Below are 20877 nucleotides of genomic sequence, written 5' to 3'. Positions count from 1 at the left end.
CCCCACAGCGTGGGGCACGATCCGTCGTTGCAGGACCCATTCCCAGACAGCCAACGCAGCATCAGGTGCCTCCAGTCGCCGGTGGTTCCTGTCTTGGCCGATGCTCCCGGCTCTCTGGGCGCAGGGTCAAGAACCTGATCTTTCCAGAACGGGAAAGTCGTTCGACCGCCCCCGCCCGGTGTGAACGCCGGGTGGGGGCGGGGGAGTTCAGGGGGATGGGGTGGGCGGTCGGGTCGGTACAGACAGAGGTGCCCCGCGCGGCGGTGAGCCGGGCGGGGCACCTCTGGTGTGTCTGCGGGTTTAGAAGTCGTCGTCGAAGGCGACGGAGCCCTCGACGGCGACCTGGTACGCGGAGACGCGGCGCTCGAAGAAGTTGGTCAGCTCCTGGACGTTCTGGAGTTCCATGAACCCGAACGGGTTCGTCGACCCGTAGCGGATCGGCAGGCCGAGGCGGGCGAGGCGCTGGTCGGCCACGGCCTCCAGGTACTGGCGCATGGAGTCGGTGTTCATGCCGGCGAGGCCGTCGCCGCACAGGTCCTGGGCGAACTGGAGCTCGGCCTCGACGGCCTCCTCCAGCATCTCCGTGACCTGCTTGGCCATCTCGTCGTCGAAGAGGTCGGGCTCCTCCTCGCGGACGGTGTCGACGACCGACATCGCGAAGTCCATGTGCATGGACTCGTCGCGGAACACCCAGTTGGTGCCGGTGGCCAGGCCGTGCAGCAGACCGCGGGACCGGAACCAGTACACGTACGCGAACGCGCCGTAGAAGAACAGGCCCTCGACGCACGCCGCGAAGCAGATCAGGTTCAGGAGGAACGCGCGGCGGTCCTCCTTGGTCTGGAGCGAGTCGATGTGGTCGACGGCGTTCATGTACTTGAAGCAGAACTGCGCCTTCTGGCGGATGGAGGGGATGTTCTCCACCGCGGCGAAGGCCGCGTTGCGGTCCTCGGGGTCGGGCAGGTAGGTGTCGAGCAGCGTCAGGTAGAACTGGACGTGCACGGCCTCCTCGAACAGCTGGCGCGACAGGTACAGCCGCGCCTCCGGGGAGTTGATGTGCTTGTAGAGGCTCAGCACCACGTTGTTGGAGACGATCGAGTCCCCGGTGGCGAAGAAGGCGACCAGGCGGCCGATGAGGTGGCGCTCGCCCTCGCTGAGCTTGGCCAGGTCGGCGACGTCGGAGTGCAGGTCCACCTCCTCGACGGTCCAGGTGTTCTTGATCGCGTCCCGGTACCGGTCGTAGAACGACGGGTAGCGCATCGGGCGCAGGGTCAGCTCGAAGCCGGGGTCGAGCAGCATCTTCTCGCGGTCGGGGGTGCTCACTGGCAGGCCTCGCAGGACTCGGGGTTCTCCAGGGAGCAGGCCAGCGCGGCCTCCTCCTCCGGGGTGAGGGTCGGGGTGTTCACGGGCACGGGCGCGGACGAGGACGCGGGCGCGGGCGCGGCGGCGCGGGCGGTACCGGAGGCGGCCTGGGCGATCCGGGTCGCCGGGCGCGAGCGCAGGTAGTAGGTGGTCTTGAGACCGACCTTCCACGCGTAGGCGTACATCGAGCTGAGCTTGCCGATGGTCGGCGCCGCCATGAACAGGTTCAGCGACTGGCTCTGGTCGAGGTACGGCATGCGGGCCGCGGCCAGGTCGATCAGCGCGCGCTGGGGCAGCTCCCAGGCGGTGCGGTACAGCGAGCGGACCTCGGCGGGCAGCCAGCCCAGCTCCTGGACGGAGCCGTTGGCCTCGCGCAGGGCGTCGCGGGTCTGCTGGTCCCAGACGCCGAGCTCCTTGAGCTCGCGCACCAGGTACGGGTTGACCTGGAGGAACTCGCCGGACAGCGTCTCGCGCTTGAACAGGTTGGAGACCTGCGGCTCGATGCACTCGTAGACGCCGGCGATGGACGCGATGGTCGCGGTCGGCGCGATGGCCAGCAGCAGCGAGTTGCGCAGGCCGGTCTCGGCGATGCGGGCGCGCAGCGCGGTCCAGCGGTCGGCCCACTGCGGGGCGGCCGTCGGGAAGTGGTCGATGTGCAGCTCGCCGCGGGCGGCGCGGGTCTCGCCGTAGGCCTCGTGGCGACCCAGCTGCTCGGCCAGGTCGGCGGAGCGCTCGTACGCGGTGAGCATGATGCGCTCGGCGATGAGGGTGGACAGCCGCGCGGCCTCGGCGGAGTCGAAGTCGATCCGCAGCTTGAAGAAGACGTCCTGGAGGCCCATCACGCCGAGGCCGACCGGGCGCCAGCGGGAGTTGGAGGTGCCGGCCTCGGTGGTCGGGTAGAAGTTGATGTCCACCACGCGGTCGAGGAACGTCACGGCGGTGCGGACGGTGGCGTCGAGGCGCTCCCAGTCCATGGCGCCGAGCAGGTCGTCGACGGAGGCCCCCGGGGCGACGTGGGCGCCGAGGTTGACCGAGCCGAGGTTGCAGACGGCGGTCTCGGAGTCGTCCGTGACCTCCAGGATCTCGGTGCACAGGTTCGAGGAGTGCACCGTGCGGCCGGGCAGCGCGGTCTGGTTGGCGGCGCGGTTGGAGGCGTCCTTGAAGGTCATCCAGCCGTTGCCGGTCTGCGCCAGGGTGCGCATCATCCGGGCGTACAGGGTCTGCGCGGGGATGGTGCGCACGGCCTTGCCGGCCAGCTCGGCCTTGCGGTAGGCCTCGTCGAAGTCGGAGCCCCACAGGTCGACGAGCTCGGGCACGTCGGCGGGGGAGAACAGCGACCAGTCCTCGTTGGCGTTGACCCGGCGCATGAACTCGTCCGGGATCCAGTGCGCCAGGTTGAGGTTGTGGGTGCGCCGCGCCTCCTCGCCGGTGTTGTCGCGGAGCTCCAGGAACTCCTCGATGTCGGCGTGCCAGGTCTCCAGGTAGACGCAGGCCGCGCCCTTGCGGCGGCCGCCCTGGTTGACGGCGGCGACCGAGGAGTCGAGGGTGCGCAGGAACGGGACGATGCCGTTGGACTTGCCGTTGGTGCCGCGGATCAGGCTGCCGCGCGAGCGGATGCGCGAGTAGGACAGGCCGATGCCGCCGGCGTGCTTGGACAGCCGGGCGATCTGCGCGTAGCGGTTGTAGATCGAGTCCAGGTTGTCCAGCGGGGAGTCGAGCAGGTAGCAGCTCGACATCTGCGGGTGCCGGGTGCCGGAGTTGAACAGGGTCGGCGAGGAGGTCAGGTACTCCAGCCGGCTCATCAGGCCGTACAGCTCGGCGACCTCCCGCACCGACTGCTCGCTGTCGCCGACCGCCAGGCCGCAGGCGACGCGGAGCAGGAAGTGCTGCGGGGTCTCGATGACCTTGCGGGTGATCGGGTGGCGCAGCAGGTAGCGGGACTGCACGGTGCGCAGGCCGAAGTACTCGAAGCGGTCGTCGCCGTGCGCGTCGATCAGCGCGTCCAGGGCGGCGGCGTGCTTGGTGACGAAGGCGGCGGTGGTGTCGCCGATCAGGCCCTCGGCGTGGCCGACGGCGATCGAGGCGGCGAAGGAGCGCGAGCCCTGGCTGTTCGCCTCGTCGACGATCTCCAGGGCGAGCAGCCGGGCGGCCAGCTTCGAGTACTGGGGGTCCTCGGCGATCATCGACGCGGCGGCGTCCACGGCCAGCCCGCGCAGCTCGGCGAAGTCCGAGCCGGCGTGGCGGCCGCGCAGCGCGGCGGCGGCGACATGGCCGGGGTCCACCTGGGGGAGATCGACGCTGCGGTCGGTGAGCAGCCGAAGGAGCGCGCCGCCGGGGTCGGAGACCGTCGGGTCGGTGGGGGCGGGGCCGGTGCCCTGGGCGGGCAGGGTGGCTGAGGCAGCGGTGGTCAAGGCGCTCTCTCCTGGCGGCGATCGGCGGCGGTGATCGGGGGGTACCGGGCCGTTCGGGGCAGGGGAGCACGGCACGTACGCAGGAAGCGTCGCGCGACAGTGGCGTCCCCGGCCCGCCCGCGAGGCCCGGAAGGTAGTTCTCGTGCTGGCGCGGCCTCTGCGGGAGGGCCCGTGCGCACACCGTCGGCAGGTACTCGGACTCGCGGGGCGGCTACTGGTAGCCGCCCGCTCACCGCTGCGGGGCAGTCCCGGATTCGCACCGGGTTCCCCTGCATCGACAGCAGGATTGAGCATACATCTAGTGGTGTCTCTCTGATGCGACCCCACATGTAGTACGGCGCGGTGTGTCGGAGCGATAACCGGTGGTGCCGGGAGGGGGCGGGTCGTGGCCTTGGGGCGCCTCGGATCCGGGCTCCCGGCGCCCTGATTCCGGGCCCCGGCGTCCTGGTTTCGATACGGAACGGTCACCGGGCGGACCGGTTGCCGCGGGCATGCCCTACGATCTGGGCGCATGAGCGAGCGAAGCGCCGAGGGGCGCGTTTCGCGAAGCGATCATCGAGCGAAGCGAGGGGGCGCGTGAGCGACGGAACTGGCGCACCCGGGCAGGGTCCGCAGGGAACGCCTCCCACCGGGCCGGGGGACGCGCACGGTCAGCAGCCGCCGGTGGTGCCCGGTCCGGTGTTGCCGCCGAGCGGGGGCTTCGGGCCGCCGCCGGCCTCGTACGGGCCTCCGGTGCCGCCCGCGCAGCCGGTGGCGCAGCCCGGTCCGCCGGGGCAGCCTCCGCTGCCGCAGCCGGGACCGCCAGGGCAGCAGCTGCCGCCGCAGTGGCAGCCGAACCCCCAGGCGCACCCCCAGCCGCATCCCCAGGCACACCCCCAGCCGCATCCGCAGTCGTACCCGCAGCCCCAGGCGCCGCAGCGCGCCGAGCCGAACTGGGAGGCGCTGGCGGACCGCAACGCGGCGGACGGCAAGCGCCGCCGCCGACTGCGGGCCCTCGGCGTGGCGGTCGCGGTCGTCCTGGTCGGCGGCCTGATCGCGGGCGGGGCGGTGCTGCTGACGAAGGGCGGCGGCGACAAGCCGGTCGCCGGGCCGATCGCCTCGGCCTCCAACCGGCCGTCCTCCGCCGCATCGGGTGCCGCCCGGAGTGCCGCGCCGAGTGCCGCCGCAACCCCGGGCGGGAACCCGTCCGGCACCCCGGGCGGAGCGCCGGACGACCCGTCGAAGCCGATCTGGGAGGCCGCCACCGACCCGGCGCCGCAGGACGCGGGGGCACTGTTCTCCGCGCTCCAGGTGACGGTCAACGGTGCCACCTGGAACCGGACCTTCGTCTCGCTGGACTCGCCCTGCTGGGACGGGAACTCGACGACCGGCGGGCTCGGCAAGGTCCTCGGTGACCAGGGCTGCCAGAAGGTGCTCCGGGCGACCTACGTCTCCGGCGACAGCGCGGTGACCGTCGGCGTCGCGGTCTTCGACCACAAGATCCAGGCCGAGACTTCGATGAAGAGCTACACCGGCCACCTCAAGGGCGCCGTCGCGCCGGGCGCGCCGGCCTTCTGCGCCACTCCGGGCTGCACCAACACGCACAACACCCTGGGCCGGTACGCCTACTTCACGGTCGAGGGCTCGGCGAAGGGCGGCGACACCGCCGACGCCACCGCCACCGCGGCGGCCGTCGGCTTCGGCGAGCACGTGAAGGGCCAGCTGCTCCAGCGCGCCAAGGCCGCGTCCGCGGCCGCGCCGGGTGCGCCGGGGGCCGCCGCGGCCGGCTGATCCGCCGTGGCACCCCGGCCCCGGCGGGTTCGCTCGCCGGTGCCGGGGGAGTGTGGCAGGCTCTCGGGGCAGTCATTCGCACGAGTGTTCCGGTTGTGTCCGCCTGGGCCGGTGCCGGCGAGCAACCGGAGGAGCGGTCCGTGGCCCTGCCCAGAGCCCTGCGCGGCAGGCCCGCCGTCCTGGCCGCGGCCGGGGTCGTGGTCGCCGCGGGCGCCGTGGCGCTGTTGCAGCGTGACGGCCGGGCCGACGGCGAACGGCCCGCCCGCGTCCCGGTGACGGTCGGCCTCCCCGGCCGCACCCTGCCGCCGGAGGTCGGCCGGGACCTGCTCGCCCGGGATCCGCAGGCCTCGCCGAACGCCCGGGCCGTCCAGCAGCTGCTCGCCGACCTGGAGGACCGGGCCCGCACCGGGCAGAGCGGCGGGACGGTGATCGGCCAGCACGTCGAGGCGCACAACGAGCGCAACAACCCCGAGTACGGCGACTACCGTGGCACCAAGCAGGTCGGCTACTACTACAAGAAGGCCGCCGACCTCACCGGCAAGCTGCCCGGCTTCGTCGAGACCGACCTCGGCCCCGGCTACGGCCAGACCGGCTGGGGCGTCGGCGACCCGCGCTCCTACTCGGCCGGCCGGTGGCCCACCTGCCGGGCCGGCTGGCAGTACACCGACGACGCCGTCGACCTGCTCTCCGCCGTCTGGTCCGGTCACCCGCGCGCCGACGACGGCAGCTACGGCACGGCCGGCGTCCAGCACAACTGCGACGGCACCACCACCGAACTGCCCGACAACGGCGGGGGGCCGGCCGGGATCGTCGGCATGTCCTTCCACCAGCCCTACCCGGGTTCGGACGTCAAGTCCTTCGAGCAGGTGCTCTGTTCGAACTCTCCGGCCGCCAAGGACAAGGGCTGGTTCGGCCGGGTCGTCGACAGCGCGCACGACACCCCCGAGTACCGCGCGCTGATGACCGACCTGTCCTACCTGGCCGACCACCTGGAGTACCTGGCCGCCCACGACGTGCCGGTGCTGCTGCGCCCGTACCACGAGATGAACGTGCAGGACTGCTCCCGCAGGTTCTGGTGGTCGGGCCAGAAGCCGGCCGACTACCAGGCGCTGTGGCGGATCACCTACCGCTACCTGGTGGAGACCAGGGGCCTGCACAACCTGCTGTTCGTCTGGACGCCGGTGTCCTGGGACGGAGCCCCCGGCGCGGACCCGTGGGACTACTACCCGGGCTCGCAGTACGTCGACGTGGTCGGGGTGGACGACTACAGCGGCAGCCCCGCGCACCCGATCGGCACCGGCGAGGTGTGGACCAAGCGGTACTACGACGGACTCGCCGGCTACGGCAAGCCGCGGATCCTGGCCGAGTCCTTCGCCGTCCCGGTCAACTCCCGCCAGCCGGACACGCTGCGGCGCACGCCCTGGACGATCTGGACGGTCTGGGGGCAGTCGCTCACCTCGGACAACCTGACGCTGGACCAGCCGCGCAACTCCAGCGCGGACGTCAACGCCACCTACCACAGCCCGCTGGCGCTCACCGGCGGCGCCGGCCCGTTCGGCGCGAACGTCGACTGGGGCGGCCTGCACGTTCGTTGAGCCGGTCCGCAGGGTCGTCGAGCCGCCCCCGCGCGTCCGCCGAGCCGGTCGCCGTGAGGTGCGCTACACCACCGAATTCCGTTGAACGGCCGGAATACCGTGTCCGTTGTGCCGTGTGGCATCCTGTGGCGGCGAAGCCGAGGGGCTGACGCCGGGACGGGCCCGGCGGGGCGGGGGTGCGGGATGGGACAGGCGCGTGCGATGCGCGCGGCCGGCGGCATCGCCGTCGGCTGGGGCGTGGTGCTGCTGGCTTGGGCGGCGTACAACTGCTTCGGCCAGGTCGGGTTCGCGACCTACGTCAAAGGCATCTTCTACTACGGCGGTACCTCGGTGGACGCCGAGACCGGCAGCCTCAACTACGGCCTGATCTACCTGCTTTCGGGAATCCTGCTGCTGCGCGGGCGCAGTTGGGCGCTCGGGGTGGCGGCCGGCGTCGCTCTGGTCGAGGGGTACAACCGGGTGCGCAGCCTGACCGGCGCGCTCCTGGACAAGCCGCAGCGGGAGTGGTTCACCAGCACCACCGAGGGCGGGCTCAAGCTCGCGACCTTCGCGCTCGGCGTGGCCGTCACCGCGGCGCTGATCCTGCTGCTGGCCCGGCTGAAGTGGCGGGAGCAGCGGGCGCCGGAGGCCGCGGCGTCGGGCGGCCAGGTGCACTGGTCACTGCTGCAGACGATCCCGGCCGAGTCGGCCCCGGGCCCGCAGCCGTACCAGCAGCCGCCGTTCCAACACCAGCCCGCCTGGCCGCAGCCGCAGCCGCAGCCGCAGGCCGCCTGGCCACCGCAGCCGCCCTTCCAACAGCAGCCGCAGCCCGCGTGGCCGCAGCAGCCCCCGGCCTCGCAGCCGCAGTCGCAGCCCGCTGCCTGGCCGCAGTCGGCGCCGGCCCAGCCGACCCAGCCTTCGCAGCCGTCACAGCCGGTGCCGTACGCGCAGCAGCCCGCCCAGCCGGCCCCGCACCCGTCGACGCTCGCCCAGCAGCCGTGGCCCGCCGCGCCGCCGGTGACGCCCGGTCCGGTCGCCCCCGGCCCGGCCGTGTCCCCGGTCGACCGCCCGCCGACGGACCGCCCGCCGACGGACCGCCCGCCGCAGGCCTGAACCTCCGCAGCCCCGGACCGCTCGCGAACGACCCGGCTCCCGCACGGGATCGGCCCGACACCAGACGAGGAGCGACTTTCGCCATGCCATCGACATCCCCCGCACGGACGGTGCTCACCACGTCCCGCGAGGCCGCCCGGCTCGCCGAGCGACAGATGTCGTGGAAGCCCCGGGTCCTCCCGTTCTACTTCTCCTTCACGGTCATCTTCGCCTTCTCGGTCTGGGCCTACGTGCCCAACCCCACCCCGCTCGGCTGGACGATCACCATCCTGTGGGGGATGCCGGTGTTCGGCGTCCTGATCGGCTTCCAGGGCGTGCTGATGGTCCGCCGCCGGCTGCGCCAGGTGAGCCGGATGACGCCGGCCGTGCCGGTCGAGGACGACTTCCTGATCGTGCTGGTGCCGACCATCGGCCGCCACGACACCTATCCGGCGCTGGAGCGCTCGGTGCTCTCGTACGTCGAGCACCTGCCGGCCTACTTCCCGTGGATGCGGGTGGACGTCCTCACCGAGGAGGGCTGCGCGGCCGCCGAGAAGATCGACGGTCTGGCCGCCCGCAACCCGCTGATCCGGGTGGTGACCGTGCCGAAGGCCTACGAGACGGCCAACGGCACCAAGTTCAAGGCCCGCGCCAACCACTACTCGCACGAGCTGCGGATCGAGGAGGGCGAGGCCGAGGACGACGTCTGGGTGCTGCACATGGACGACGACACCGGCGTCGGCCCGGACACCGCCGCCGCCGTCGCGCAGTTCGTCAACCGGCAGCGCCGGGCCGGGGACGACGCCAAGCACATGGCGCAGGGCATCCTGACGTACCCGCGGGAGAACGCCGTCTCCACCTTCACCTGGCTCGCCGACGCGATCCGCCCGGCCGACGACATCGCCCGCTTCCGCGCGATGACCGGCACCGGCACCCCGATCGCCGGCGTGCACGGCGAACTGCTCCTGATGCGCTCCTCGGTGGAGGCCACCATCGGCTGGGACTTCGGCCCGAAGACCATCGTCGAGGACGCCCAGATGGCGCTGAACTTCTGCCAGCGCTACCCGGGCCGCAGCGACTGGTTCAACGGGCGCTGCTACGGCGCCTCGCCGGCCGGGGTCAAGGACTTCCTCAAGCAGCGCGAGCGCTGGGCCTGGGGCCTGGTCGCGCTCTGCTTCAACAGGACGATCCCGCTGCGGTACCGGCTGTTCATCGGGATGGGCATGGTCAGTTGGGTGCTCGGCCCGCTCCAGCACGTCGGCCTGGTGCTGCTGGTCGCCTGGTTCACCGGCACCTGGAACACCTCCCCGGTCACCCAGTCCGTGGTGCTGGTCTGGTCGATCAACTTCGCCTACGTCATCTGGACGTACTGGGAGGGCCTGCGCCTGAACGTCGTCGCCTCGGCGAACCACCGGCGCAAGTGGTGGGAGCCGATCGTCGTGGTGGCGGCCATCCCGCTGTTCTCCTTCCTGGAGGGCTGGGGCGGCCTGCGCGGGCTGGTCAAGTTCCTCAAGGGCGAGGAGAACAAGTTCGTCGTCATCGCCAAGCCGGCCTGATCGGAGGTCACCGCTGTGAAGCGCCCCGCCATCTTCATCCTGCCGACCGTGGTGGTCGCCATCACCGTCGCCGTCCCGGTGGTCTGGGGGGACCACCCGCTCAAGTTCGTCCACCAGCGCCCGACCGCCGTGCACTGGGCCGGCTCCGCGACCGAGCAGGGACGGGTCTGGGGCTTCGGCAAGGACGCGCCGCCGGTCGAGGACACCGGCCCCAGGGTGGCCCGCCCGTGGGCCGAGGGCAGCCCCGAGTGGGGTGTGCAGGTGTACTGGCTGGACGATCCGGCGGACCCGGACAACTTCGTCCAGGGCAAGGTCGACCGCATCGTCAAGTACGTCGTCGGGCTGAACGCCAACTCCCTGTCGGTGACCTTCCCGTACTACACGACGGGCACCAGGTCGAACGCCGTCGCCGCCCGGCCGACCACCCCCACCCCGGAGCGGCTGGCCCTGCTGCTGGACGCCGCCCACCGGGCGGGCCTGCGCACCACCATCCGTCCGATCATGGACGAGGACGTCTTCGACTACCTCAACACCCTCAAGTGGCGCGGCAACATCGCACCGACCGACCGGGACGCCTGGTTCGCCAGCTACGCCGCCTTCCTGACGCCCTACCTGAAGACCGCCCAGGAGCACTCCGCGGCCGAGGTCACCATCGGCACCGAGTTCAACTCGCTGGAGGGCGACCCGCGGTGGCCCGGTCTCATCGACCAGGCGCGGAAGACCTTCCACGGCGAGCTGGTGTACGACGCGAACTTCGACAACTGGTCCAAGGGCCCGATAGCGGTACCGGCGGACGGCACGGGCGTGGACGCCTATCCGCCGGCCAAGTCGGCCGGTGACGACGCCCCGGTCGCCGACCTGAGGGCCAGCTGGAACGCCTGGCTCGACAAGCGCGGCAGCGGTCCGCAGCCGACCACCAAGCTCACCGAGGTGGGCATCCCGGCGCAGAAGGGCGCCTACAAGACGCCCGGCGAGTACTACAAGAAGACCGAGCTGAACGAGACCGTCCAGGCGACCTGGTTCACCGCGGTCTGCCAGGTGGCGCAGGAGCGCAAGCTGCGCGGGCTGTACTTCTGGTCGCTGTACTTCGGCATCGACCCGAACCTGCCGACCAACCAGGACACCCCGCGGATGGACTACGCCGGGCGCCCGGCCTCCGAGCAGGCGATCCGCGACTGCTTCGCGCAGACCTACGAACTGCCGCCGTCCTAGGCTCCGGTCAGGGCGCGGTCCGGCCGGGCTTGGCCGAACTCGGCCGGCCCGTGGGCTTGGTGGTGGTCGGCGTCGTGGCCGTCGGAGTCGGCGTGGGTGTGGGCGTCGGTGTCGAGGTCGGCGTCGGGGCGGCCGTGGGCGGCCCCGACGGCGGTCCGGTCAGTCCGTCCGCGATCTGCTGCTCCAGCCACGGCGTCACGAACCGCATGCCGGCCGGAGTGAGGTGCACCCCGTCGTTGGCGGGGGTGACCCAGTGGCCGTCGCGGTCCTTCCACGCGCAGGTCTCGTACGGGCAGAAGAAGGTGTTGAGGTCGACCAGCCGGACGGCGCCGGCGGTGGCCTTCACGTAGGCGGCGACCTGCTGGTCGTAACAGGTGCCCCAGCCCTTGTCGATGGCGCCGTTCTCGACCCGTTCGTTCATCAGCAGCACCCGGGCGCCGGGCGCGCGGCGACGGACCTGGTCCACGGCCTGGGTGAGCTGGGTGGTGTAGCGGCTCCTGTAGTCCTCCTCGCAGGGGCTGAGCCAGCTGCCGTCGAGGTACTGCTCGGCGGCGTCCCAGCCGAGGTGGATCACGACGGCCTGCGGGGCGGCGCCGGTGAGTCGCCGGTCCCACGCGGCGGCCCGGTCGCGGCACTCCCGGCTGGTGTCGAACTCCTCGCCGGAGGTGGTGCGCACCTTGTCCGGGTCGAACACGCCGCAGCCGCTGATCCCGCCGTCGACCACCCGGTAGCGGTCGCCGTGCCGGTAGAGGCCGGTGGCGAGGTCCTGGGCGAAGGAGTCGCCGAGGACGAGGACCGCGGGCTTGCCGCTCGGCCCGGACCGCATGTCGTACTGGACCCAGGCGGGCAGGTACCAGGCGCCGGTGGTGGCCACCGCCGTGGCGACGGCCAGCAGCGGGACGGCCGGGAAGGCCCGCCAGCGCAGCACCCGCAGCTTCTCGGTGCCGGTGTGCATCAGCCAGGCCAGCACCCAGGAGAGCGGTGCGCCGATGGCGAGCAGCAGTTGCGGCGAGATGTCGTCGACGTAGTGCTGGAGCAGCCAGTACACCGGCAGGTGGAGCAGGTAGAGGCTGTAGGAGATGGTGCCGGTGAGCCGCAGCGGGGGCAGTGACAGCAGCCGGACCAGCGGGCCCCGGTCGTGGCAGAGCGAGGCGGCCAGGACGGCGGCCAGCGCCGCGACCGCGGCCAGCCCGCCCTGGTAGAGCAGCGGCTCGTGGTAGCCGCTGACGGACAGGCTGGCCCAGACCAGGCCGCCGAGGGCCGCGGTCCCGAGCAGGGCGGGCGCCAGGGTGTCGGCCGCTCCGGAGCGGTCGAGCAGGCGCCGCCGGGAGCGGGTGGCGCCGTCGCCGCCGGGGGCCGCCGCGCGGACCTGGCGGCGCAGCCGCAGGTGGACGGCGAAGGCGGCGGTGGCGCCGGCCGCGAAGCCGACCGCGCGGGTCTCGGTGCCGAGGTAGAGGCGGTCGCTGTTGTCGCCGTTCCACATCAGCGGGGCGACGAGCGCGGCGACGACGAACAGCCCGGCGGTGACGACGCCGGTCGCGCGCAGCGAGCGGCGGCAGAGACCGAAGACCGCGAGCAGCAGCAGCGGCCAGAGCGCGTAGAACTGCTCGGTGATGCTGAGCGACCACATGGCCGCGAGCGGGTCGATGGAGGCGAAGTGCTGCCAGTAGGCGTCGCCGCGGGCCAGTTGGGCCCAGTTGGCGACCTGGCCGAGCGCGGCGAGCGCCTGCGGGCGGAGGTCCCTGACGTCCCGTAGCGGGCTGACCAGTGCGGACAGCGCGACGACGAGGAGGACGGTGGCGAGCAGTCCGGGCAGCAGCCGCTTGGCCCGGCGGCGGTAGAAGACGCCGAGCCGGATGCCGTCGGTGCGGTCCAGTTCGCGGATCAGCACCAGGGTCACCAGGAAGCCGGAGAGGACGAAGAAGACGTCCACGCCGAACAGGCCGTTCTGGAACCAGTTGGTGTGGTAGAGCAGGACGGAGGCGATGGCGAGGCCGCGCAGCCCGTCGACCGCCGGGAAGCGGACGGAGGGCGGCAGCGGCCCGCGCGGCCGGGGCGCCGGTGCGGGGATCGCGTAGCGGCTGGTGGCCGGGGGCTCGATGCCCCGGGACGTGCGCATGTCCTGGAGCGTGGGGCCGCTCGCGGGCGTGCCGAGGCCGGGCCCGTCGTCCATGTGGTGCGTCCCCCCGGGATCGGTCGGCTGCCGCGACGTGGCATCAGACGTGATCTGTGGTTTATATCAAAAGACGTCCGTTGATCGTCTGTCGGTCACCGGGGAGGAGGAGGGCCGACGACGCCCCGGCCGGGCTCAGAACGCCAGGCTGTAGACCATCAGGTCCATGCCCGGGTACGGGGACCAGTCGCGCTCGGGGGTGCGGCGGAAGCCGGTCCGCTCGTAGACGCGGTGGGCGGCGGTCATCTGCGGGCGGGTGGAGAACGCCATGCCGTCCAGGGCGAGTTCGCGGCTGCGGGCGATGGTGGCGCGGACCAGGGCCTCGCCGACGCCCCGGCCGCGGGCGGCCGCGGCGGTGGCGAGCATCCGGATCTCGCCCTCGCGCGGGCCGGCGATGTCGGCCCACTCGGTGCCGCCGACGGCGTAGGTCACGCAGCCGAGGACCCGTCCTTCGGCCTGGTCGACCGCGACCAGGAGCTCGGCCTCCCGGGCCCGGCGGGCGGCGTCGCGCAGTAGCTCGACGTAGCTGCTCTCGGGCGAGGTGTGGCCGTCGCCGACGAAGGCCTCGACGGTGATGCGGCCGGCGTCGTCGAGGTCCTCCGGAAGGGCCTGGCGGATGAGGATGTCCATCCCGTCAGTGTGCCGGAACCGTCCGGGGTGGTGATCTCCGGGGTGGCCCGGACCGGGAGGGTGGCCGGGTCGGCGGAGGGGCGCAGCGAGGCGGCGGGCATGGTGCCGTACAGCCGGTCCAGGCGTTCCGGGCCGGCCGGGTAGCCGCCCGGGCGGTGCCAGTTGTCGCGGCCGGTGGCGGCGCCGCGGGCGACCTCCCGGCCGATCAGGGTGCCGAGCAGGCCGAAACCGCCGACGGCCCCGACCAGGGCGATTGCGCTTGCGAGAGTGCCGCTGTCCATGGCTCCACTCTGGTCGGGCGGGGCGGCGGCCACGAGTGGCAGGAATGACTGATCTCATCGAAAAACTGCCATCCGGCCCTTCCGTCGCCGGTGCCGGCCGGGGCATCCTGGGCGGCATGCTGAAGAACGTGGTCGCGGTGGTGCTGGAGGAGATCCACCCCTTCGAGCTCGGTGTCGCCTGCGAGGTCTTCGGCCTCGACCGCACGGCCGACGGCCTGCCCGGGTACGACTTCGCGATCGCCGGCGCCCGCCCCGGGCCGCACACGACGCACGCCGGGTTCGCGGTGGACGTCCCGCACGGCCCCGAGCGGCTGGCCGGGGCCGACCTGGTGGTGGTCACCGCGACGGCGATCCGCCCGGAGTACCCGGAGCCGCTGCTGGCGGCGCTGCGCTCGGTGGTGGCGGACGGCGGCAGGGTGCTGTCCATCTGTAGCGGCGCCTTCGTGCTCGGCGCCGCCGGGCTGCTGGACGACCGCCGCTCCACCACCCACTGGCGGCACAGCGAGGACCTGGCCCGGCGCTTCCCGCGGACCGCCGTCGAGCCGGACGTGCTGTACGTGGACGACGACCCGGTGATCACCTCGGCCGGGACGGCCGCCGGCATCGACGCCTGCCTGCACCTGGTGCGCAAGGTGCAGGGCGCCGAGGTGGCCCGGGGGATCGCCCGCCGGATGGTGGTGGCGCCGCACCGGGAGGGCGGGCAGGCCCAGTTCGTGAGCCGCCCGCTGCCCGGCGGCGACGGCGACTCGCTGGCGCCGCTGCTCGACTGGATGCGCCACCACCTGGACCGGGACTGCACCGTCGAGCAGTTGGCCGCCAGGGTCCACATGTCCCCGCGCACCTTCGCCCGCCGCTTCCAGCAGGAGACCGGCACCACGCCGCACCGCTGGCTGACCGGGCAGCGGGTGCTGCTCGCCCAGCGGCTGCTGGAGTCCACCGCCGAACCGGTGGACGCGATCGCCGCCCGCTGCGGCTTCGGCAACGCGGCCGCGCTGCGGCACCACTTCGGGCGCCGGCTGGGGACCACGCCGCTGGCCTACCGGCGCTGCTTCGCCTGCCCGGACGACGAGGCATGACCGGACGACGGGGAGTGACCGGGCGACGAGGCGCGACCGGACGAGGGCGCGTGACGGCTCGTCAATTCTCCAGGGCGAGGTGGTCGACGGTGTTCCAGCGCTCCGGGTGCAGCCGCCCGTCCTGGACGCGCCACAGGCTGGTGGAACAGTTGCGCACCGGCGCGAGCGCGGTGAGCCGTTCCTCGGTGAGCCGCTCCAGCACGTAGCGCAGCATCAGCACCGTGCAGTCGTGCGCGACCAGCAGGACGGGCCGCCCGGCCTCCTCCTCGCAGACGTCCCGCAGCAGGCTGCGCACCCGCAGCGCGACGTCGGCCCAGGACTCGCCGCCGGGCGGCCGGTAGTACAGCTCGCCCATCTTGCGCCGCCGGGCGGACTCCTCCGGGTGCTTGGCCTCGATCGCGGCCCGCGTCAGCATCTCCAGGACGCCCAGCTCGCGGTCGCGCAGCCGCTCGTCGTGGCGCACGGCGAGGGTGACCGGGACGGCGCCGAGCCCGGCGGCCTGGGCGAGCGCGATCCGGGCGGTCTCGGTGGTGCGCACGTACGGCGAGCACCAGACGCTGCGCGGGCGGTCGGTGCTGGGCAGGGCGGCCCACCAGCGGCCGAGCGCCTGGGCCTGCTGCTGGCCGTGCAGCGACAGCGGGATGTCGGCGTCCCGGCAGCTGATCGGGACGCTGAGCGCGCCGGCGGCCTCGGCCAGCTGGAACTCGACGTTGGCGGTGGACTCGCCGTGCCGGGTGGCGATCAGCAGGGACGGCAGCCGGGTGGCCGACGCCGGGCGGTGGGTGGTGAGGTGGTGCGGGCTCTGGGTGGACTGGTGCTGGCCGTTGAGGGTGGTGCCGAGTTCTGCCATGGCCGCGTGCTCCCCGTGGGTCGATCAGTTGCCGGCCGGTCGCCGGTCCGGTCTGGTGGTGCCCTGCGAAGGCGGCTGTTCATACATATGATCGCGCCGCCTTCTCCAGTGTTCACGGAGAGGGCGGCGCGATCACAGGGCGCGTGCGGCGCGAATCAGTGCGCCGCTACGGGCTCCGGCGCGTTCTCCGGCTCCTCGTCGCCGGCCTCGGCGCTGTAGTCGGCGGGCCTGGTCTCGTCCGGGCCCTCGGGTGCCTTGACGGCGCGCAGCACCAGGGTGAGCGCCACCGCGACGATCAGGTTGAGCGCGAAGGCGGTCAGGCCGATGTAGCCGATCTCGCCGATGCCGGGGATCGCGGCCGCGTTGCCGCCGAAGTGCTTGGTGGCGGGGCTCGCGATGCCGTAGGCCTTCCAGGTGCCGTAGGCCATGCCGGCCGCCCAGCCGGCGAACAGCGCCCAGTGGTGGAACCAGCGGGTGAACAGGCCGCCGACGATCGCCACGAAGGTCTGGAGGATCCACAGGCCGCCGAGCAGCTGGAGGTTGATCGCGGCCTGCTTGTCCATGCCGAGCACGAAGACCAGCGCGCCGACCTTCACCAGCAGCGAGACCAGCTTGGCGATCCGGGTCTCGTCCGCCGGGGTGGCGGCGGGCTTCAGCCACTCCTTGTAGACGTTGCGGGTGAACAGGTTGGCCGCCGCGATCGACATGATGGCGGCCGGCACCAGCGCGCCGATCCCGATCGCCGCGAAGGCCACGCCGGTGAACCAGTCCGGGAACATGTCGGCGAACAGCTGCGGCACGGACAACTGGGCGTTGAACTTCTTGTCGCCCTTGCCGACGCCCGCCGCGATGGCCATGAAGCCGAGCAGCGCCAGCAGGCCCAGCATCAGCGAGTACGCGGGCATGATCGCCATGTTGCGGCGCACCGTGCCGCGGGACTTGGAGGCCAGCACACCGGTCACCGAGTGCGGGTACATGAACAGCGCCATCGCCGAGCCCAGCGCCAGCGTCGCGTACGTCCACTGCTTGTCGCCCGGGAGGGTCAGCGAGCCGGCGGACTTGGGGGCGCTGAACTTGTGCGCGGCCGCGTCGAAGATGTGCCCGTAGCCGCCGAGCCGGATCGGGATGTAGATCACCGCGACGATGATCACGATGTAGATCAGGGCGTCCTTGACGAAGGCGATCAGCGCCGGGGCGCGCAGCCCGGAGGAGTAGGTGTACGCGGCCAGCACGCCGAAGGCGAGGAACAGCGGCAGGTCCTTGACGAACCAGTTGGCGTTCTCGCCGCCGCCGACGCCCAGCACGTCCAGGACCGCCTGGATGCCGACGAGTTGGAGCGCGATGTACGGCATGGTGGCCAGGATCCCGGTCAGCGCGACGACCAGGGAGAGCGGCCGCGAGCCGTACCGGCCGCGGACGAAGTCGGCCGGGGTGACGTACCCGTGCACCCGGGAGACCGACCAGAGCCGGGGCAGGAAGAGGAAGACCAGCGGATAGGCGACGATCGTGTACGGCACCGCGAAGAAGCCCGCCGCACCGGTCGCGTAGACCGCCGCCGGGACGGCGACGAAGGTGTACGCGGTGTAGAGGTCGCCGCCGAGCAGGAACCAGGTGACCCAGGTCCCGAAGCTGCGGCCGCCCAGGCCCCACTCGTCCAGGTGCGCCGCGTCGTCCGCGCGCCGCCAGCGGGCGGCGAGGAAGCCCATCACGGTGACCAGGACGAAGAACAGCACGAAGACCGTGAGGGCCGGCACGTTGACGTGGCTCATCGCGCGCCACCCGCCTTCCGCGCCGCCTTGCGGGCCTTCTCGTCCCGGTTGATCAGCAGGTACGCGGCCACGGTGAACACCGCCGACACCGGCACCCAGAGCAGCTGGTACCAGTAGAAGAACGGCACCCCGCCGACGCCCGGGTCGGTCTTGTCGTACGAGGACACCCACAGCGTCGCGACGATCGGCACGAGCAGGGCGAGCCCGGCCAGCACCCGTTCGGGGGTCACTGCGGGCACCCGCTCCCCGGGTGGCTCGGGCATGACAGGTTCGACGGTATCGGGATCAGACGGCATCTTCGGCTCCGCTCCGGAGGGTTCTCCCCGTCGGCGCCGCAGCCCGCGGGGCACCGCACGCCCCCGCGAACCCGCCGAGCAGCACCATCGGTGATCGACAGTCAGTACGGCTGCGCAATCTAGGGCATGGGGTGATCCATGTCACCGGGGTCGGCGCAACTTCCCGCCATCCGGACGGCATCCGGTCGTATTCGACCGGTACTGCCCCTTCCGTGACGCGAACGGGCACCGGCGCGCGCGGGTCGCGCGCGCCGGTGCCCGTGGTGGCGGGGGGAGTGCCCCGCCCGGACTGCTTCGCCCCGGACTGCTTCGCCCGGACTACTCCGGGCGCTTGAGCCGGGTGATGAACTTGTAGCGGTCGCCGCGGTAGATCGAGCGGACCCACTCCACCGGGTCGCCGTCGGCGTCGAAGGAGTGCCGGGAGAGCTGGAGCATCGGCAGTCCGAGGTCGGAGCCGAGCAGGCCGGCCTCGCGCGGGTTGGCGAGGGTGGTCTCGATGGTCTCCTCGGCCTCGGCCACGGTGACCCCGTACACCTCGCGCAGCGCCGCGTACAGCGAGTTGTGCTTGGCGAGGTTGCGCCGCAGCGCGGGGAAGCGCTTGGCGGACAGGTGGGCGACCTCGATGGCCATCGGGTCGCCGTTGGCCAGGCGCAGGCGCTCGATCCGCAGCACCCGGCCGCCGGGCTTGATGTCGAGCAGCGGGGCGAGCCGGTCGTCGGCGGTGATGTAGCCGATCTCGATCAGCCGCGAGGCGGGCTCCAGGCCCTGGGCCCGCATGTCCTCGGTGTAGGAGGTGAGCTGGAGGGCCTGGGCGACCTTGGGCTTGGCGACGAAGGTGCCCTTGCCCTGGATGCGCTCCAGCCGGCCCTCGACGACCAGTTCCTGCAGCGCCTGGCGCACGGTGGTGCGGGAGGTGTCGAACTGGGCGGCCAGCGCGCGCTCGGGCGGGACGGGGGTGCCGGCGGGCTGGGTCTCGGTGAGCTGGAGCAGGTGGCGCTTGAGACCGTAGTACTTGGGGACGCGCGCGGTCGGGTCGGCGCCGGCCTGCGTCGGGAGGTTTTTCACCTCGGGGTCGTTGACCTGGGCGGTGGTTCCCCCGTCGCTGCTCATCGGACCTGTTCTCCCGCTTCTCGCGGGGCCTTTACGGGCCCCGCCACATAGTTAACGGGTGACATCGTTGCATGTATGGCTACGGAACGAATACCTCATCACGCGATGAACGATGTGCGGTGTCGGCTTGATAACGGGTGGTCCGGATCGGTCGAACAGCCGTTGACAGGCCCATTGGTCTAGGCCAAGCTCCAGGCATCTGGTCTACACCACTAGGCCGGTCACTATGAATCCCCCCACCCGCTCGAAGGGGTCCGCGGCACCTTTCCCCCCGCTTTACGTGGGTCTGCCGCTGCCGCCCGACGGGGGTAACCCAGGCATCCCTCAGGAGGATGGCGTGAAGCGTCAGCTCATCGCGGCGGTCGGCGTCGCAGCAATGGTCGTCGGCCTGGCGGCCTGTGGCTCGGACGGCAAGAGCAAGGACAACGCCGGTTCGAACTCGTCGTCCGCGGCGGGCGCCAAGAACTACAGCGGCAAGACGCTGAAGGTGTGGCTGATGACCGGCTCCGCCCCGAAGGGCTGGACCGACGCGGTCAAGAGCGAGTTCGAGACCACCTACCCGGGCTCCAAGGTCGACTTCCAGATCCAGGAGTGGGACGGCATCGGCCAGAAGGTGACCGCCGCGCTGTCCGAGGGCTCGGTCGACGTCGTCGAGCTCGGCAACACCCAGACCTCCGGCTACGCCGCCTCGGGCGGCCTGCTCGACATCACCAAGGACAAGTCCGCCCTGGGCGGCGACGGTTGGAACGCCAACCAGAACGAGGCCGCCCAGCTGGACGGCAAGCAGTTCGCCGCCCCGTGGTGGGTCTCCAACCGCGTCGTCGCCTACAACAAGGACCTCTGGGCCAAGGCCCAGCTGACCGACGCGCCGAAGACCCTGGACGAGTTCTACGCCGACCTGGACAAGCTGAAGGCCACCGAGGGCGTCGTCGACCCGATCTACCTGCCGGGTCAGGAGTGGTACACCTACTTCGGCCTGCTCGCCGGTGAGGGCGGCAAGATCGCCAAGAAGGACGGCGACAAGTGGGTCGGCGGCCTGTCCTCGCCCGAGGCGCAGAAGGCCTTCGAGACCTACAAGAAGCTGCAGGGCTACTCGGCCACCGGTCCGAAGGACAAGGACGAGGCCACCCCGCAGCAGAAGGACGTCTTCGGCAAGGGCAACGTCGGCACCATGATCGCCCTCGGCTGGGAGCTCCCGGCGGAGAAGGACATGCCGAAGGACAAGATCGGCTTCTTCCCGCTCCCGGGCAAGACCGCTGACAAGCCCTCCGGCGTCTTCCTCGGCGGCTCGAACCTGGCGATCGGTGCGCAGAGCAAGAACACCGACATGGCCAAGGACTTCCTGAAGATCGCCCTCAACGACAAGAACGAGGGTGCGGTCGCCGCCGCCGGCAACATCCCGAACAAGGCCGCGCTGAACAGCCAGCTCACCGGCGACTTCGCGAAGGCCGCCCAGTCCGCCTCGGCGGTCGGCGCGGTCACCCCGATCACCCCGAACTGGGCGAGCGTCGAGGACAAGCCGAACCCGATCAAGGAGTTCCTGACCGCCGCCCTCCAGGGCGGCGACTACGCGGCCACCGCGAAGAAGTACGACGACGAGATCGCGAAGCGGCTCAACCAGAAGCAGTAGGCACCGAGCGGCGGGGGGGGGGGGGGGCCCCCCCCCGGGGGGGGGGGGGGGGGGGCGGGGGGGGGGGGCCGCGGGGGGGGGTGGAGGC

At 72.1% G+C, this 20877-nt stretch carries 15 protein-coding genes and 1 riboswitch; of the genes, 7 read left to right on the top strand and 8 right to left on the bottom strand.

The genetic code is table 11. The features are described 5' to 3' along the window. Positions 1 to 300 precede the first annotated feature (300 nt). The gene (locus tag AB0O82_RS29470; RefSeq protein ID WP_079136257.1) at positions 301 to 1296 is read right to left on the bottom strand and encodes a ribonucleotide-diphosphate reductase subunit beta; all 996 of its coding nucleotides are present in this window, start codon (positions 1294 to 1296) and stop codon (positions 301 to 303) included. 20 nt (positions 1297 to 1316) lie between these two features. Next, on the bottom strand, positions 1317 to 3746 hold the full coding sequence (locus AB0O82_RS29465) for a ribonucleoside-diphosphate reductase subunit alpha (RefSeq protein WP_363586989.1): 2430 nt from the start codon (positions 3744 to 3746) through the stop codon (positions 1317 to 1319). A gap of 191 nt (positions 3747 to 3937) precedes the next feature. Further along, positions 3938 to 4081: riboswitch (cobalamin riboswitch) on the bottom strand. A 421-nt stretch (positions 4082 to 4502) separates the two neighbouring features. On the opposite strand from AB0O82_RS29465, the gene AB0O82_RS29460 reads away from it, so the two are divergent. The 5 genes from AB0O82_RS29460 (at position 4503) to AB0O82_RS29440 (ending at position 10974) form a co-directional block, all read left to right on the top strand. Next, the gene (locus AB0O82_RS29460) at positions 4503 to 5540 is read left to right on the top strand and encodes a hypothetical protein (RefSeq protein WP_363586961.1); all 1038 of its coding nucleotides are present in this window, start codon (positions 4503 to 4505) and stop codon (positions 5538 to 5540) included. A gap of 140 nt (positions 5541 to 5680) precedes the next feature. Beyond that, the gene (locus tag AB0O82_RS29455) at positions 5681 to 7135 is read left to right on the top strand and encodes a glycosyl hydrolase (protein ID WP_363586960.1); all 1455 of its coding nucleotides are present in this window, start codon (positions 5681 to 5683) and stop codon (positions 7133 to 7135) included. 183 nt (positions 7136 to 7318) lie between these two features. Beyond that, positions 7319 to 8227 (top strand): hypothetical protein, encoded by a 909-nt coding sequence (locus tag AB0O82_RS29450; protein ID WP_363586959.1) that lies wholly within the window; start codon positions 7319 to 7321, stop codon positions 8225 to 8227. A gap of 83 nt (positions 8228 to 8310) precedes the next feature. Beyond that, positions 8311 to 9762: a glycosyltransferase family 2 protein gene (locus tag AB0O82_RS29445; RefSeq protein WP_363586958.1), complete on the top strand. Its 1452-nt coding sequence runs from the start codon at positions 8311 to 8313 to the stop codon at positions 9760 to 9762. A 15-nt stretch (positions 9763 to 9777) separates the two neighbouring features. After that, complete coding sequence (locus AB0O82_RS29440; protein WP_363586957.1) at positions 9778 to 10974, top strand: hypothetical protein; 1197 nt, start codon at positions 9778 to 9780, stop codon at positions 10972 to 10974. 7 nt (positions 10975 to 10981) lie between these two features. On the opposite strand, the gene AB0O82_RS29435 is transcribed toward AB0O82_RS29440, so the two are convergent. Together AB0O82_RS29435 and AB0O82_RS29430 are read right to left on the bottom strand one after the other, a co-directional pair. Further along, positions 10982 to 13147, bottom strand: a complete 2166-nt coding sequence (locus AB0O82_RS29435; protein WP_363586956.1) for an acyltransferase family protein — start codon at positions 13145 to 13147, stop codon at positions 10982 to 10984. 135 nt (positions 13148 to 13282) lie between these two features. Next, positions 13283 to 13777, bottom strand: coding sequence for a GNAT family N-acetyltransferase (locus tag AB0O82_RS29430; protein ID WP_363586955.1), 495 nt, complete (start codon positions 13775 to 13777; stop codon positions 13283 to 13285). Between the two features lie 397 nt (positions 13778 to 14174). On the opposite strand from AB0O82_RS29430, the gene AB0O82_RS29425 reads away from it, so the two are divergent. Then, positions 14175 to 15134, top strand: a complete 960-nt coding sequence (locus AB0O82_RS29425; protein ID WP_363586954.1) for a helix-turn-helix domain-containing protein — start codon at positions 14175 to 14177, stop codon at positions 15132 to 15134. A 61-nt stretch (positions 15135 to 15195) separates the two neighbouring features. On the opposite strand, the gene AB0O82_RS29420 is transcribed toward AB0O82_RS29425, so the two are convergent. The 4 genes from AB0O82_RS29420 to AB0O82_RS29405 all read right to left on the bottom strand — a co-directional run bounded on the left by AB0O82_RS29420 (position 15196) and on the right by AB0O82_RS29405 (position 19159). Beyond that, the gene (locus AB0O82_RS29420) at positions 15196 to 15984 is read right to left on the bottom strand and encodes a histidine phosphatase family protein (RefSeq protein WP_363586953.1); all 789 of its coding nucleotides are present in this window, start codon (positions 15982 to 15984) and stop codon (positions 15196 to 15198) included. Positions 15985 to 16139: 155 nt separating this feature from the next. Next, positions 16140 to 17753 (bottom strand): monocarboxylate uptake permease MctP, encoded by a 1614-nt coding sequence (gene mctP / locus AB0O82_RS29415; RefSeq protein WP_363586952.1) that lies wholly within the window; start codon positions 17751 to 17753, stop codon positions 16140 to 16142. Then, positions 17750 to 18016 carry a DUF3311 domain-containing protein gene (locus AB0O82_RS29410; protein WP_363586951.1) on the bottom strand — a complete coding sequence of 89 codons (267 nt, stop codon included), beginning with the start codon at positions 18014 to 18016 and terminating at the stop codon, positions 17750 to 17752. Before AB0O82_RS29410 ends, mctP begins: the two co-directional genes overlap by 4 nt. A gap of 351 nt (positions 18017 to 18367) precedes the next feature. After that, positions 18368 to 19159 carry a GntR family transcriptional regulator gene (locus AB0O82_RS29405; protein WP_244293370.1) on the bottom strand — a complete coding sequence of 264 codons (792 nt, stop codon included), beginning with the start codon at positions 19157 to 19159 and terminating at the stop codon, positions 18368 to 18370. A gap of 337 nt (positions 19160 to 19496) precedes the next feature. On the opposite strand from AB0O82_RS29405, the gene AB0O82_RS29400 reads away from it, so the two are divergent. Next, complete coding sequence (locus tag AB0O82_RS29400) at positions 19497 to 20789, top strand: extracellular solute-binding protein (protein ID WP_363586950.1); 1293 nt, start codon at positions 19497 to 19499, stop codon at positions 20787 to 20789. Positions 20790 to 20877: the final 88 nt, after the last annotated feature.

It is taken from the genome of Kitasatospora sp. NPDC088264, assembly GCF_040685715.1.
Taxonomy (GTDB): Bacteria; Actinomycetota; Actinomycetes; order Streptomycetales; family Streptomycetaceae; genus Kitasatospora.
The sequence above is the reverse complement of the archived record's forward strand: the minus strand, read 5'-3'. Positions and strand labels throughout refer to the sequence as shown.

What these genes read in the sequence shown, in the direction of transcription:
- AB0O82_RS29450 (WP_363586959.1), top strand. Translation starts at nt 7,319, where the DNA reads ATGGGACAGGCGCGTGCGATGCGCGCGGCCGGCGGCATCGCCGTCGGC.
- AB0O82_RS29435 (WP_363586956.1), bottom strand. Translation starts at nt 13,147, where the DNA reads ATGGACGACGGGCCCGGCCTCGGCACGCCCGCGAGCGGCCCCACGCTC.
- AB0O82_RS29405 (WP_244293370.1), bottom strand. Translation starts at nt 19,159, where the DNA reads ATGAGCAGCGACGGGGGAACCACCGCCCAGGTCAACGACCCCGAGGTG.
- AB0O82_RS29425 (WP_363586954.1), top strand. Translation starts at nt 14,175, where the DNA reads ATGCTGAAGAACGTGGTCGCGGTGGTGCTGGAGGAGATCCACCCCTTC.
- mctP (WP_363586952.1), bottom strand. Translation starts at nt 17,753, where the DNA reads ATGAGCCACGTCAACGTGCCGGCCCTCACGGTCTTCGTGCTGTTCTTC.
- AB0O82_RS29430 (WP_363586955.1), bottom strand. Translation starts at nt 13,777, where the DNA reads ATGGACATCCTCATCCGCCAGGCCCTTCCGGAGGACCTCGACGACGCC.
- AB0O82_RS29470 (WP_079136257.1), bottom strand. Translation starts at nt 1,296, where the DNA reads ATGCTGCTCGACCCCGGCTTCGAGCTGACCCTGCGCCCGATGCGCTAC.
- AB0O82_RS29420 (WP_363586953.1), bottom strand. Translation starts at nt 15,984, where the DNA reads ATGGCAGAACTCGGCACCACCCTCAACGGCCAGCACCAGTCCACCCAG.
- AB0O82_RS29445 (WP_363586958.1), top strand. Translation starts at nt 8,311, where the DNA reads ATGCCATCGACATCCCCCGCACGGACGGTGCTCACCACGTCCCGCGAG.
- AB0O82_RS29410 (WP_363586951.1), bottom strand. Translation starts at nt 18,016, where the DNA reads ATGCCCGAGCCACCCGGGGAGCGGGTGCCCGCAGTGACCCCCGAACGG.